The sequence below is a fragment of the Helicobacter mastomyrinus genome, assembly GCF_039555295.1.
Taxonomy (GTDB): domain Bacteria; phylum Campylobacterota; class Campylobacteria; order Campylobacterales; family Helicobacteraceae; genus Helicobacter_C; species Helicobacter_C mastomyrinus.
On record NZ_CP145316.1, the window covers coordinates 2,036,440 to 2,049,870 of the forward strand.

Sequence of the window (13,431 nt, forward strand, 5' to 3'; positions counted from 1 at the left end):
GTGCATATTTTTGGTGCGTCCTTGGTATTTGTATGTGATGAATCCTTTAGTATTATCCATAATGGCGGGATTGCATTTGAAGCAAACAAAGATAGAATCTTAGAAGTAGGCACTTATGAGGAGCTATGCGCCCTCTATCCTCACGCGAAAGCGGAGTTTGCTCACAATAGTGTCCTTCTACCCGCTCTTATTAACGCACATATTCATTTTGAGTTTGGTGCACATTTGGCGCAATTTTGCTATGGCGATTTTGGCGAATGGCTCGATAGCTTGATGTCTCAACGCGATAGTGTCTTAGCACATAATGATATGGAATCTATTATCACGCAAGGTATTAATGAGCAGCTTAGCGCAGGAGTAGGGAGCGTGGGGGCGATAAGTAGCTATGGGGGCGATATGCCCTTCCTTGCTCGAAGTCCTTTGCGCGTGGTGTATTTTAATGAAGCCATAGGGAGTAATCCAAGTGCAATAGATATGCTTTATGGCAATCTTTTAGAACGATTTTATAGAGCTAAAGAGCTTCAAAATGAGACCTTTATCCCTGCGCTTGCTCTGCACTCACCCTATTCGCTCCACCCCATAATGGCACAAAAAATTATAGAAATTGCTCATAAAGAGCATTTGCCCTTCTCTGCGCATTTTTTAGAATCTCCACAAGAAGCCCAATGGCTTGGAGATAATAGCGGCTATTTCAAGGGCTTTTTTCAAAGATTAGCAGGATTAGCAAATCCTAGTAGATTCTATACACCACAGAGCTTTTTAGATATGCTTTCTCCTTTGCAAAACCAACCCTTATCTCTCACACATTGCCTTCATATTAGCCCTGCAGAAGTAGAGCATATAGAGACACTTAAGGCAGCCATTATCACTTGTCCGCGCAGTAATCGTCTCTTGAACAATGCCTTTTTCCCGCGCCATCTTATAGAATCTGCTGCCATTCCTCTAGCCATTGGCACAGATGGCAAAAGCTCAAATAATAATGTCAATCTCCTTGATGAATTGCGAGTGAGTCTCTATGCCTATGAAAAAGCGAATCTTAATGCCCTTGGAAAAGCATTAATTCTCAATGCCACATTGCACGGAGCAAAGGCTTTAGGACTAAATAATGGTATATTACAAGCGGGTAAAAATGTCGACTTTGCTATTTTTGCTTTCAAAGATTCACTTTACAATGAAGCTCAAAACCACGTAAACCAAGCCCCTCTGCATTTTATCCTCCACGCCACTAAGCCCACACATCTTTATGTCAATGCAAAGGCAGTAATATGAGCGCGATAAAAAGTATATTATTTGTGTGTTTAGGTAATATATGCCGCTCTCCCTTAGCGGAGGGGATTGCAAGGGAACTAGTAAGGCAACATAATATCGATCTTAAGGTAGATTCTGCAGGGACGAGCGGGTGGCATATCGATGAGTCACCTTGTGTAGGCTCACGTAATGTCGCTAAGGCGCACGGATTTAGTATTGATGAGCTTAAGGGCAGACGTGTGAGCGTATATGCCGATGATAGCTTTGATTTGCTTATCGCGCTTGATGGGCATAACTATGCGGATTTACTCGCACTTGGCTTTGATAAATCAAAGGTGAAAAAGCTTGGAGATTTTGGACTAAAGGGCGCGGACATACCCGACCCTTATAAATATAGGGACGCGGAGAGCTTTGAGAAAATCTATCAAATGCTAGAGTTTTGTGTGCGGAATCTACTCTCTATATATTATCCTATGGTAGAATCCCAAGATTTAGTCACAAAAGGGTAAAGAATGATTACACTCTATGGTATTAAAACTTGTGGCAGTGTCAAAAAGGCTACCACGCTTTTAGACAAGCATAGCATTCCCTTTAGCTTTATTGATTTAAAGGTGCAAGTGCCTTCTGCTCCGCTTATTCGTGGGTGGATAGAGCAAAGGGGCATTGGCAAGGTGCTAAATACCAAAGGCACAACATATAAGAATCTTAAAAAAGAAGGACTGATTAAAGAGGGGCTAATTACTGATTCTAAGGCATTGATTGAGGAGCAGATAGCATTACTCACGCAATACCCTTTGCTTCTTAAACGTCCTGTGATTACCTATGACAAGACACTTATTATCGGCTATGAGGAAGAAGCGATTATAGGGCTTATTCATACATATCAAAATAAAAAACTTTAAGGTAGTGAGTAAATGAAGTATAGAATCTTTGCCCTTTTGCTTTATGTGCTTTATCTTAGTGCGTGTTCGCAAAAGGTGATTCAAATCACGAAAATCAAGGATTTAGAACAGCTTCCCCAAGATGCGCTTATTTATATTGATGAATCTTCTCAAATAAAAGTTGATAGCAAGGCTCTTGCTGTGCTTAAAAATGATTATTTGGAAAAATATTATTCTATCTGGCAGGAAAAGCCTAATCCTAATGTAAATGAAGTATTTTGGATTAAGCCTTCACTGCTTAAAAATGCGGGTTTTGGAGAGAATCTACAAGCCAACCCTCTCTCTTATACAAAAGAAATTTTAGATTCTATGGATATTGAATCTTACCCAAGTAAAGCCATTAGGGCTATTATCACTACTACCACTGATGTGCGTGCTGTGCCTACGATTAAACCTATGTTTAATAAGCCTGATGGCTATCCTTTTGATAGATGGCAAAACTCATTGATTTTTGTTGGCACACCGGTGCTGATTACACATACAAGCCGCGATAAATCGTGGGTGCATATTCAATCAAGCTTTGTGTATGGCTGGGTGAAAGCAGAGCATGTTGGTATATTAAGCAAGGAGCAGATTAAAGAGATTAGAGGATTTAAACAATATGTTACACCCATTGAAGATAAAATTCTGCTCTATAATGCAAAGGGTGATTTTGCCACACAAGCGCGTATCGGGCAAATCTTTGCGCTTAAAACAGGAAGTCATACAAAGGGTGATAAAATCGCGCTTGTTACATATACAAGAATGCCCAATGGCAATGCAAAGCAGAAGATTCTCTATGGGCTAAAATCGCATTTTAGCCCATTTCCTCTTGAATTAGATACGCAAAACATCGCTAAAACTATTAATGCAATGCTAGGGCAGCGATATGGCTGGGGAGGATTGCTTGAAAATCGCGATTGCTCTGCCTTTGTGCGGGATATTTTCTCCCAATATGGCATACATTTACCGCGCAATTCTAAAGCACAAGTGAATTATGGCAAAAATAGCGTTGATTTAAGCACGCTTACACGTGAGGAAAAAGAAGCTTTTATTATCGCTAATGCTACACCCTATCAAACGCTTTTATGGCAGAGTGGACATATTATGCTTTATATTGGGCACTTTGAGGGGAAAGCACTTATCGCCCATAGTGTGTGGAGCGTAACCACAGGCAAAAAATATGAGAATATGTTAGGTGGTGTAGTGATTACCACGCTTCACGTAGGTGAGGAGCATAATGGCACTTTTGCGAAATCGCCGCTGCTTATTGATAAAATCGGTGCAATGTCTGACCTCTCAATCCTTGCCAAGCAAATACAAGCAAAGTAATGAAACTTACCTATCTAAGATATGTGTTTCTTCTATGCACTTGTTTTGCTATGCTCCAAGCTACATCTATCAAAGTCATAGTGAGTGTGCTGCCGCAAAAAGAGATGATAGAACGTATTGGTGGCGAATATGTGCAAGTAGAAGTGCTTGTTCCTCAAGGAAAATCCCCAGAAATTTATGAGCCAAGTATCGCGCAGATGAAGTATATCGCTCAAGCGGATATCTTTTTTGGCGTAGGTATGCCCTTTGAATCCCCGTGGCTTAAGCGATTTAGCCTTGCAAATCCTTCACTCATATATTACAATCTCTCTACGCTTGCACAAATGCCGCAAAGCCACGCACATACCACCCATATACCCATACACAATCCGCATATTTGGCTCTCTGCACAAAGTATGCAACCACAAGTGGCTTTTATCGCGGATATTTTAAGCAAAGCAGATGTGGCGCATAAGGATATATTCAAACACAATAGCACAGAGCTTATTAAAACATTGCAAACTATCACGGACAAAACGCGTTTGCTCTTTGGTACTCCACAGGCACAAAAGCATTTTATCGTCTATCACCCAGCCTTTGAGATTTTTGCTAAGGATTTTAACCTAAATGAAAAAAGCCTAGAAAATGAGGGCAAGGAGCCAAAGGGTAAGGAGCTTAGCGCACTTATGCAATATGCTAGAAATCATCATATAAAAGCCATTTTTATCCAACCTCAATATGCAAAATCACGTGTGGAGATGTTGGCTAAAGAGCTTAATCTACGTATTATCGAGCTTGACCCTTTGGCTCCATCGTGGCTTTTGTCCCTGCAAAGCAATGCCTGTCAAATCGCGCTTAATCTCGCATTAGATGAGATTGCTTCGTGTATGCAGCAATATTTTAAAGAGTAGAAGTTATGTCGCTTTTAGATATTAAGAATCTTAGTTTTGCCTACACATCGCATAATGTGCTTGAAAATGTGAATTTTGAAGTGCAAGATGGGGATTTTTGGGCGATTATTGGACCAAATGGTGGAGGTAAAAGCACATTAGTAAGGCTTATTTTAGGGCTTCTTAAGGCACAAAGTGGCTCCATAAGCTTTGCACAGGGTATGGAATTAACACAAATTGGCTATGTCCCGCAAAATACAAATTTCAATATGAATTTTCCTATCTGTGTGAGAGATGTTATTACATTAGGTTTGCTAAAGCCTAGCATATTAGGCTTTAGAGTCCGCAAACATCTCAAAGCGGTGCAAGATGCAATGGAGCAGCTCCATATCGCCCATCTTGCCCAAAAGCCTATTAACGCTTTATCAGGTGGAGAGAGGCAAAAGGTGCTTATTGCCCGCGCTTTAGTTAATCGCACAAGGCTTCTTATCCTTGATGAGCCAACTGCAAGTGTCGATGTCAAGGCGCAAGGGGAGATTTATGAGTTACTCTTAAAACTTAATAAACATATAAGCATTATCGTAGTGAGCCACGATATTAGCTTTATTCTAGGCTATGCAAAAAAGGTGCTTTATGTGAATAAATACGCGCTTACTCATAATATTCTTCAATGCGATTTGGACTTAAAAGGGCATATTTGCGAGGTGGATATTCTTAACTCTTTTGCGCAAAAAGTACAGAATCTAAGCGAAGATTCTCAATTGAATGTGTCTTTGGCACCGCAGACAAATGCCAAGGAAGCGGCAAATGGCTGAAATATTCTCCTATCAATTTGTGTGGGTAGCACTTTTTATGTCCTTTTTGGTAAGTATTTGCAGTGGGATTATTGGCTCAATCATTGTCGCCAATAAAAATGTTTTTGTCGCAGGAGGTGTGGCACATAGCGCATTTGGCGGTGTGGGTGCGGCGTTATTTTTTGGCTTTAGCACGACATTTGGAGCATTGCTCTTTGGCGTGATAATGGCTTTATTTCTTTCTTATGCGTTTTTATATCAAAAAGAGCGGCTTGATGCGTATGTGGGGGCGAGTTGGGCTTTTGGTATGGCAATAGGCGTAATTTTTATTGACATCACACCCGGCTATAATAGCGACATATCAAGCTATCTTTTTGGCTCTCTTTTGGCTGTGGGCTTAGAAGAAATGATTGCTATGGGTATTTTTGATGTATTTTTAGTGCTTTTTGTGGCATTGTATTATTATGAAATGTTAGCACTTTTTTATGATAATGAGTTTTGCACACTTAAGGGCTTAAATGTATATGCTTGGACGAGCATTATTTTCGTGCTTATTGCCATAGGAGTAGTGCTTTCAATGAGTGTGGGAGGATTAATTTTAATTCTAGCTATTCTCTCAATCCCCGCTTATATCGCTCATTTGTTTTCGCATTCATTAGCATTTATGATGTGTATTTCGTGGCTCATTTCGCTTATTTCTATATGGGTGGGATTTTTTGTCGCATATTGGTGTAATGTCAGTATAGGGGCGTGTATCGTTGTTTTACTTGCATTTGCGATGTTTGGGGCTATTATATTTCACAAATTTATAAGGAGGATTCTATGAAAGAAGAAGAAAGTCAAAAGATTGCCAAACGAGCGGTAAAAATCGCGCTTTTTTGCGTGTTTGTTACTTTGCTTTTAAGCCTTATTAATATCTACATACTTATCATTCAGGCAAGTGCTACTGCTGCGATGAGTAAGGAAATCAAGGAATTACAAGAACAAGCGGGAATTACGCGATACATACCACAAGAGTAGAATCTTGCATTGATTAGAGGATAGGGCAGCAGAGCGTTAAGATAGCAGAGAGTGAGTTTTCTTTCTTGTTTTGGCTTAAATGAAAAAACAAGATTATTTGCAGGCATTAAATAGAGAGAATAAATGTATTGCTATTAATGCTTTGAACATTCCTTCTTGATGAAGGGCACTATGATGATGGCTTGATATGGAATTATTTTTGCTAATACATTTACGTAAAGTGAGATTCTAAAAGGATTGAGAAATTCAAGGGATTTTATGAAAAGAGCATTACGTATTTTTGTATTTATATGTGCTTTATTGCAGAGTGCATATACAAATGACATCGCACAATTACTCCTTACAGGGAAGCCAAGTGGGCATATGGGGTTGTATTATCAAGGTATGACAGGTGGTGCGCCTAGTTTTGTCGATGCGAATGTTTCACTTGCCTATCAAACTCGGCGATTACGTGGTGTGGCTCTTGGTGCTTCTATGTGGGCTGCTACAAAGCTTTTTCAGCTCAATACTGGAGATTTTTCGCAAGTGAAGAGCAATTTCGTTTTTACAGAGCTCTATGCAAACTTTACAAATCCTAATCGTATTAGCGCATCTCTGGGACGTTTTGCTATTGATAGTGAATGGATTAAGTATTATACACAAGGTGCGGCATTAAGCTATGAGGATATAGAGAATCTTAAGATTGATTTTATTTGGGCGAATAGAAGTGCTTATGTTACAAATTATCGAATGGACGACTTTTATAATCCTTTTGGGGGTGTGGGATCTCTATACTTGAGTGCAGCTGCAACATTGCCAGATTCCCCATTGCAAATTACACCTTATATCTATGCTGCCCCTAGCGATTTTACCGCGTTTGGGCTTAAGGTGCTTGTTGCTGTCCCTGCACCATCGGCTACGCTGTATGGTAAAATGCACTTTCTTTCTTTTGTGAGTAAAAGCGATCGGGTTATAGATTATGCTGTTACAAATGGTGATGGTGGATTTGTATGGCTAGAGGGTGGTGCAAAATGGTCTGGCTTTAATGTCGGTGGAGGTGTGATTTCTGTTACTGAAAATGGTGCAAGAGGTATTGATGCCTTTGGGCAAAGTAGCTATTTTGAGAGAAGAGAAGGTTTATTTTATAATGATGCTACTACACTTTACGCATTTTTACAATATGACTTGAAGCAATATATACAGCTTGATTCGGCTATCCGTCATACATCTATTGGGACTAAACATATCTTTAATTGGGAGATAGGGCTTGTATCTGAACCCCAATATAATATTGAATTGGGTGTAAAAGTTATAGGAATGATAAATAATGCCGATTTTACGCTCGATAATTCTATTTTCGCCAATGATGGCAGGAATTATTTGCTAGCCCGTGTATTTGGACAGGTTAGTTTTTAAACTACTTTATAAGGAGAGTATATGAAAAAAGTCTATGTATCACTCGCGCTCGTGGGTGCAATGGCTGCAAGTGCAAGTGCTGTAGAAGTAACACCCTTTGGACATTTAGGTGCGTTCTATCATCAAGGTTTTGGTGGTTTGGGCGTGCAAAATAATGGCAAGGAAGTGCAAAGAGCTTATGCTAATGTGAGTGCAAGAGTAGGTGTAGAGGTAGGTTTAGGCTCAGCCTTCAGCATAGGGCTTGGTGCATGGGGTGGTTATCCATTCTACGCTACAGGTGATAGCCCCCAGAATGTAGGCGATATAGCGTTTCCTAGAAATGTTGATGTATCTGATGCATATTTGCGCTATGATGGCAGACGTTTAAGAGTAATTGGCGGACGCTTTGATATTGGTGAATTTTATATGGGTAAAGACCGCAAGAACTATACAGGTGTAGATTGGATTTATGGTAATACACAAGGTGCGGCTTTAAATGTTGATGGTGGAGCTGTGAGCCTCTGGGCATATTGGAGAAATTCACAACTTGGTGCAGGACAAGCCTTCAATAGAATAGGTTATGAGCTTTCAAGCTTTGATACATATCAAGGGCAAAAAAACCATCAAGGTGAGCTTGTCTCTGGAGGCGTAGATGTGAATTTTGGCGCATTTAGAATCTCACCTTTTGCTTCATATCTTACAAGCACGGATACAAGAGCAAATAGCGGTGGTATAGATGTTCTTAATGCTGGAGCAAAGGCACAACTTGAGCTTGGCGATGGCGGATTAAAATCTATTACTACGTTAAGAGGTATATTTAGCACAACAAATCTTGTAAAAGATGGCAGCGGCAATAGTGGCACTACTTTTTGGCTTGATGAAGAATTACGCTTTAGCGAGATATGGAAGCTTGGAGCAGGATATATCACTTCAAGTAAAGATACTTTCTTGCTTAACTATGGTGATAGGGCAAGATTCTATGGCTATAGAGCAGGATTGTTATGTGGTGCTGGAGTGGGTAATTCCTTGGGTATAAACAATAATGCTTCAACTTGGTATGTCTTTGGTGGTTTAGAAGCTAAACGTATAGCACTTGACTTGCTCTATGCAGGTGGTAACTACAAAGAAATTTCTGCTATCGTTGCTTTTAAACTATGGGAAAGTGGGCAAATGCACTTTTCAGTCGGTGGTGGCTATGTAGGCACAGGTTATGGTAGCAACGATGATACTACTCTAGGCAGTGCGCTAACAGGTATTACTGATGGAACTAAATGGCAAGACTCTGCTTATGTCTTTGCTAAGCTTGGATTCTAATTTATCTTAACAATCTTACTAGGCTAGTTTAGCCTAGTACCCCCCCCCTCCTTATTGTCCCCCATTTCTTAACGCTCTAAAATCTCTTAGAAAAAAACTTTCTTAAAAATGCTTCAAAACAATGTATAATAACGCTTTTGTTGCATTGAGTAGAACAAGGAGAAAAGATGGAGTATGCGTATATCAAAGCATTTCATATTATCGTGCTTGTATCGTGGATGGCGATGTTATTTTATTTACCTCGATTATTTGTGTATCACGCACAAAATAGAGACAATGAGGGCTTTGTGAGTGTTGTTAAAATACAAGAAGTGAAACTTTATAAATATATCGGCACACCCGCTATTGTGCTTACCCTGCTTACAGGCATAGCAATGATTACCCTCCACCCCTCATTACTTCAAGTGGCGACTTCGGGTATTTGGCTACATATTAAACTCACATTTGTGATAATACTTGTAATCTATCATTTACTCTGCGGATATTTTATTAAGACATTGGGGAATGGCAGCTGCAAAAGAAGCCATAAATTCTTTAGATTTTTTAATGAGATTCCCACACTTTTACTTATCATTATTGCTATTTTAGCAGTATGCAAACCATTCTAGGAAGGCAATATGGCGAAGTTATGGGGAGGGCGATTTGGTTTAGAATCTAGCTCACTTTTAGAGGAATTTAATGCTTCGATTTTTTTTGATAAAGCCTTGTGGCGTGAGGATATAAGTGGTTCAAAAGCTCATACAAAAATGCTTGGTAATATCGGTGTGTTGGCACCAAATGAGGTAGAGGCGATTTGCAAAGGCTTAGAGAGTATCGCTCAATCCATTGAAGAGGGGCGTTTTGAGTTTAAGGCAGGTGATGAAGATATACATATGGCAATAGAATCTGCCCTTACAGAGCTTATTGGTGATGTGGGTAAAAAGCTCCATACCGCAAGAAGTCGCAATGACCAAGTCGCGCTTGATTTTCGGCTTTACGTATTAAGGCATAATCTCATTATTCAATCTTTGCTTGTAGAACTTATAGAATCTATCTTAGAAATCGCAAAGGCACATACACAAAGCATTATGCCCGGATTCACACATTTACAACACGCTCAACCTGTGAGCTTTGGCTTTCATCTCGTGGCTTGGGCGTGTAATTTTAAGCGCGACATAGAGCGATTGGAAGCGGATTTTAAACGTAATAACTTCTGTCCGCTTGGGAGTGGGGCATTAGCAGGAACACCCTATAAAAATGATAGAAATTTTCTTGCTAAAGAGCTAGGATTTAGCGCACCTACGCTTAATGCGATGGATTCTGTAAGTGATAGGGATTTTGCCCTTGATATGCTTTATAGCCTTTCTATGATAATGATGCACATCTCGCGTGTGGCTGAAGAACTCGTGCTATGGAGCACACAGGAATTTGCATTTATCACTCTAAGTGATGCGTATGCGACGGGTAGCTCGATTATGCCGCAGAAAAAAAATCCCGATGTGCCTGAACTTTTGCGCGGTAAGAGTGGGCGTGTGTATGGGGCTTTAATGGGGCTTTTAAGTGTGATGAAAGGACTGCCCCTAGCGTATAATAAAGATATACAGGAGGATAAGGAGGGCGTCTTTGATGCGATTAGAAATGTAATGATTTGCTTAAAAATCGCTAGGGAATGCCTCTGCACGATGGAGATTCGCACAGATAATATGTATAAAATGGCAAAAAAAGGGCATTTGAGCGCGACTGATTTAGCGGATTTTCTCGTGCGGGAATGCAATGTGGCATTTCGTGATGCACATCATATTACTGGACAGGTGGTGGCTTATGCAGAATCTAAGGGTGTGGATATAAGTGATTTAAATGAGGTGGAGATTATGGCACTAGATTCACGTATTAAAGCAGGAGTAAAGGCGGTGCTGTCTTTAGAATATTCAATGAACGCACGCGACACCCTGGGCGGCACTGCTACTTCTCAAACACACGCACAAATAGAAGCCCTCACGCATTTTGTCAAAAATATCAAGGCACAATTAGAACAAGCACTATAGAATCTAGCAAAACAGGCGGGTAGATATGAGTAAAAAGCAAGAAAAAATCGTAAGTATGTTTGATGAGATTGCTCCAAGCTATGATAAGGCAAATCGCGTGATGAGCCTAGGCATAGATGTTAAATGGCGCAAGGTAGCGTGTGAGAAGGCATTTGAGGCGTTGGGTAGAGATGAAATTGGCTGTGTGCTTGATGTGGCGTGTGGCACGGGCGATATGTTGTGGCATTGGGATAAAGAGTCAAAAAAGGTGCATAAGCAGATTGTAAAAATGTGCGGGATTGACCCATCAAGGGGAATGCTTGAAGTCGCAAGGCAAAAGCTTAACCCTTTATTTACAGAGGATAGATTGCAACTTAGTGTTGGCGAGGCAAAGGCTCTTGGCATAGAATCTGCAAATGTGGATATCCTCTCTATTGCTTATGGATTACGCAATGTCGTGGCACTTGATGAGGCACTTGATGAATTTGTACGTGTGCTAAAAAGTGGCGGGGTTTTGGTAATTTTAGAATTTATGAATAATGAAAAAAAAGGGCTTTTGCAATCTCTTATGCGCTTTTATACACGCAAGATTCTGCCTTTGGTTGGGGGGTTACTCTCGCGTAATTATGCAGCGTATAAGTATCTGCCTAATTCTATCAAAGATTTTGTGAGTATTGAGCAACTAGAGGAAAAGCTTCAGGCACGAGGTGTGAGCAGCTATTTTGTGAAAGGATATAGTGCGGATATTTCTACATTATATATAGGTATCAAATCTTAAAAATAAGTAAAGCTCTCAATAATTTTAAACTGAAATATGGATATAAAATGTTATTTTAGTAACAAGGTATCATTTTATTTTACTTTTTGTAAGATCTATTTACAAAAATGCTTTACTATAAGGAGAATTTTACAATGAGAATCTTAAATAGATATGAGTTTGCGCGAAAGTAAGGAGAAGGAATGAGTGAGGATTCAGAGGTAGTTTTGGTTGGTGGGGGCGTGATGAGCCTTACTTTAGCAGCGATGTTAAAGGAACTTAGTCCTTCTACACATATTAGTATATATGAAATGCTTGAAGATGTGGGATTAGAGAGCAGTATGACTTGGAATAATGCGGGGACAGGACATCAGGCATTATGTGAGTTAAACTATACGCCTAAAAAAGAAGATGGCAGTATTGATATTACTAAAGCATTGAAAATCAATCAGCAGTATGAGCTAAGCAAGGAGTTTTGGGCATATTGCGTGAAAGTAGGGATTCTCAAAGAGCCACGCACATTTATTAATCCTGTGCCGCATTTAAGCTTTGTGGTAGATCATATCGTGCCTTATTTGAAGCAGCGATATGAGACATTGAAAACCTCTCCATTGTTTGCCAATATGTACTATTCCGAAGATAGAGAGCAGATTAAGCAATGGGCGCCGCTTTTGCTTGAAGGGCGAGATGATAAGCAGCACATAGCCGTTACTTATATGGAAGAGGGTAGTGATGTTAATTTTGGCGAAATGGTGCGGCAGTTTAGAAATAAGCTTAGTCAAAAAGATGGCTTTGATGTGTATGTAAATCATAAAGTGTATGATTTAGAAAAAGAGGGCAATAAGTGGCGACTAGATGTGCTAGATAAGCAAAGTGGAGAGAGAAAGCAGATTAGGGCGAAATTTGTATTTCTAGGCGGTGGAGGCGGTTCATTTCCATTATTGCAAAAGAGTGGCATACCTGAAGGCAAAGAATATGGTGGATTCCCTGTAGGAGGGCTGTGGCTTGTGTGTAAAAATCGAGAGATTATCGATAAACATCACGCTAAAATCTATGGTAAGGCTTCTATTGGTGACCCCCCTATGTCAGTGCCACATTTAGACACACGTATTATTGATGGCAAAAGGGAACTACTCTTTGGACCCTATGCGGGATTTAATACAAAGTTCCTCAAACGTGGCAGTTTGCTTGATTTTCCTTTATCAGTAAGACCAAGCAATTTTCTCCCTATGGTTCAGGCAGGAATCGATAATATGCCACTTACGATATACCTTATTAAGCAAATTTTGATGTCAAATAAGCAGCGTATGAGAAAGCTCAATGTATTTATGCCGGCTGCGGAGTTGAAAGATTGGAAAGCAATGTTTGCAGGACAGAGGGTGCAGATTATCAAAAAAGATGCTAAGGGCAGAGGAAGTTTGCAATTTGGCACAGAGGTGATTACTTCAAGTGATGGTTCGTTGGCAGCCTTGCTTGGTGCCTCTCCGGGAGCCTCTACGGTGGTGGATATTATGTTGCAAGTGCTTGAACGTTGTTTTGGCACAGAAATGCAATCAAATGAGTGGAAAGATAAACTAATCCAAATGGTGCCCTCCTATAAGCGCTCACTTGAGGAGAATATCACACATTTTAACGAATGTCGCTCTCAAACAGCGCAAGTTCTTCAAATGCCATTTTGTGCTATTTAATTAAGATTACATTCTCTTTATTGCATTTTCATCGCAAGAGTTTTAAATGAATCTTTGACTTATTTTTAAAGTTAAAGATTCTATAAAATGATAAATCTAGCGTATGGGCAAA

14 protein-coding genes are annotated in these 13,431 nt (G+C 40.0%); all 14 read left to right on the plus strand.

The features are described from left to right. The 14 genes from mqnF (at nt 1) to mqo (ending at nt 13,319) form a co-directional block, all read left to right on the plus strand. Entirely contained in the window at nt 1-1,269 is a 1,269-nt protein-coding gene (gene mqnF / locus V3I05_RS10365; RefSeq protein ID WP_300859890.1) for an aminofutalosine deaminase family hydrolase, read from the plus strand. Further along, complete coding sequence (locus V3I05_RS10370; protein ID WP_300451634.1) at nt 1,266-1,757, plus strand: low molecular weight protein-tyrosine-phosphatase; 492 nt, start codon at nt 1,266-1,268, stop codon at nt 1,755-1,757. The genes mqnF and V3I05_RS10370 overlap by 4 nt, the downstream gene beginning before the upstream one ends. 3 nt (nt 1,758-1,760) lie before the next feature. After that, nucleotides 1,761-2,150, plus strand: coding sequence for an arsenate reductase family protein (locus tag V3I05_RS10375; protein WP_295700554.1), 390 nt, complete (start codon nt 1,761-1,763; stop codon nt 2,148-2,150). A gap of 12 nt (nt 2,151-2,162) precedes the next feature. Next, nucleotides 2,163-3,500 (plus strand): SH3 domain-containing protein, encoded by a 1,338-nt coding sequence (locus tag V3I05_RS10380; protein ID WP_343353571.1) that lies wholly within the window; start codon nt 2,163-2,165, stop codon nt 3,498-3,500. Continuing rightward, nucleotides 3,500-4,390 carry a metal ABC transporter solute-binding protein, Zn/Mn family gene (locus tag V3I05_RS10385; RefSeq protein ID WP_300446996.1) on the plus strand — a complete coding sequence of 297 codons (891 nt, stop codon included), beginning with the start codon at nt 3,500-3,502 and terminating at the stop codon, nt 4,388-4,390. Before V3I05_RS10380 ends, V3I05_RS10385 begins: the two co-directional genes overlap by 1 nt. A gap of 5 nt (nt 4,391-4,395) precedes the next feature. Next, the gene (locus tag V3I05_RS10390) at nt 4,396-5,184 is read left to right on the plus strand and encodes an ABC transporter ATP-binding protein (RefSeq protein WP_343353574.1); all 789 of its coding nucleotides are present in this window, start codon (nt 4,396-4,398) and stop codon (nt 5,182-5,184) included. Continuing rightward, the gene (locus tag V3I05_RS10395; RefSeq protein WP_300742581.1) at nt 5,177-5,989 is read left to right on the plus strand and encodes a metal ABC transporter permease; all 813 of its coding nucleotides are present in this window, start codon (nt 5,177-5,179) and stop codon (nt 5,987-5,989) included. The genes V3I05_RS10390 and V3I05_RS10395 overlap by 8 nt, the downstream gene beginning before the upstream one ends. Then, nucleotides 5,986-6,183, plus strand: a complete 198-nt coding sequence (locus V3I05_RS10400; RefSeq protein ID WP_295700568.1) for a DUF5408 family protein — start codon at nt 5,986-5,988, stop codon at nt 6,181-6,183. Before V3I05_RS10395 ends, V3I05_RS10400 begins: the two co-directional genes overlap by 4 nt. Nucleotides 6,184-6,441: 258 nt before the next feature. After that, nucleotides 6,442-7,578 carry an Opr family porin gene (locus V3I05_RS10405; RefSeq protein ID WP_295700571.1) on the plus strand — a complete coding sequence of 379 codons (1,137 nt, stop codon included), beginning with the start codon at nt 6,442-6,444 and terminating at the stop codon, nt 7,576-7,578. Nucleotides 7,579-7,599: 21 nt separating this feature from the next. Continuing rightward, the gene (locus tag V3I05_RS10410; protein ID WP_343353576.1) at nt 7,600-8,871 is read left to right on the plus strand and encodes a hypothetical protein; all 1,272 of its coding nucleotides are present in this window, start codon (nt 7,600-7,602) and stop codon (nt 8,869-8,871) included. A 167-nt stretch (nt 8,872-9,038) separates the two neighbouring features. Then, nucleotides 9,039-9,479 carry a protoporphyrinogen oxidase HemJ gene (gene hemJ / locus V3I05_RS10415; protein WP_295700577.1) on the plus strand — a complete coding sequence of 147 codons (441 nt, stop codon included), beginning with the start codon at nt 9,039-9,041 and terminating at the stop codon, nt 9,477-9,479. Between the two features lie 9 nt (nt 9,480-9,488). Beyond that, complete coding sequence (gene argH, locus V3I05_RS10420) at nt 9,489-10,895, plus strand: argininosuccinate lyase (RefSeq protein ID WP_343353578.1); 1,407 nt, start codon at nt 9,489-9,491, stop codon at nt 10,893-10,895. A gap of 25 nt (nt 10,896-10,920) precedes the next feature. After that, entirely contained in the window at nt 10,921-11,652 is a 732-nt protein-coding gene (gene ubiE, locus V3I05_RS10425; protein ID WP_295700583.1) for a bifunctional demethylmenaquinone methyltransferase/2-methoxy-6-polyprenyl-1,4-benzoquinol methylase UbiE, read from the plus strand. A gap of 182 nt (nt 11,653-11,834) precedes the next feature. Beyond that, nucleotides 11,835-13,319, plus strand: a complete 1,485-nt coding sequence (gene mqo, locus V3I05_RS10430) for a malate dehydrogenase (quinone) (protein ID WP_300447014.1) — start codon at nt 11,835-11,837, stop codon at nt 13,317-13,319. The last annotated feature ends 112 nt before the right edge of the window (nt 13,320-13,431 follow it).

What these genes read in the sequence shown, in the direction of transcription:
- V3I05_RS10400 (WP_295700568.1), top strand. Translation starts at nt 5,986, where the DNA reads ATGAAAGAAGAAGAAAGTCAAAAGATTGCCAAACGAGCGGTAAAAATC.
- V3I05_RS10385 (WP_300446996.1), top strand. Translation starts at nt 3,500, where the DNA reads ATGAAACTTACCTATCTAAGATATGTGTTTCTTCTATGCACTTGTTTT.
- V3I05_RS10375 (WP_295700554.1), top strand. Translation starts at nt 1,761, where the DNA reads ATGATTACACTCTATGGTATTAAAACTTGTGGCAGTGTCAAAAAGGCT.
- hemJ (WP_295700577.1), top strand. Translation starts at nt 9,039, where the DNA reads ATGGAGTATGCGTATATCAAAGCATTTCATATTATCGTGCTTGTATCG.
- mqo (WP_300447014.1), top strand. Translation starts at nt 11,835, where the DNA reads ATGAGTGAGGATTCAGAGGTAGTTTTGGTTGGTGGGGGCGTGATGAGC.
- V3I05_RS10370 (WP_300451634.1), top strand. Translation starts at nt 1,266, where the DNA reads ATGAGCGCGATAAAAAGTATATTATTTGTGTGTTTAGGTAATATATGC.
- V3I05_RS10380 (WP_343353571.1), top strand. Translation starts at nt 2,163, where the DNA reads ATGAAGTATAGAATCTTTGCCCTTTTGCTTTATGTGCTTTATCTTAGT.
- ubiE (WP_295700583.1), top strand. Translation starts at nt 10,921, where the DNA reads ATGAGTAAAAAGCAAGAAAAAATCGTAAGTATGTTTGATGAGATTGCT.
- V3I05_RS10405 (WP_295700571.1), top strand. Translation starts at nt 6,442, where the DNA reads ATGAAAAGAGCATTACGTATTTTTGTATTTATATGTGCTTTATTGCAG.
- V3I05_RS10395 (WP_300742581.1), top strand. Translation starts at nt 5,177, where the DNA reads ATGGCTGAAATATTCTCCTATCAATTTGTGTGGGTAGCACTTTTTATG.
- V3I05_RS10410 (WP_343353576.1), top strand. Translation starts at nt 7,600, where the DNA reads ATGAAAAAAGTCTATGTATCACTCGCGCTCGTGGGTGCAATGGCTGCA.
- V3I05_RS10390 (WP_343353574.1), top strand. Translation starts at nt 4,396, where the DNA reads ATGTCGCTTTTAGATATTAAGAATCTTAGTTTTGCCTACACATCGCAT.
- argH (WP_343353578.1), top strand. Translation starts at nt 9,489, where the DNA reads ATGGCGAAGTTATGGGGAGGGCGATTTGGTTTAGAATCTAGCTCACTT.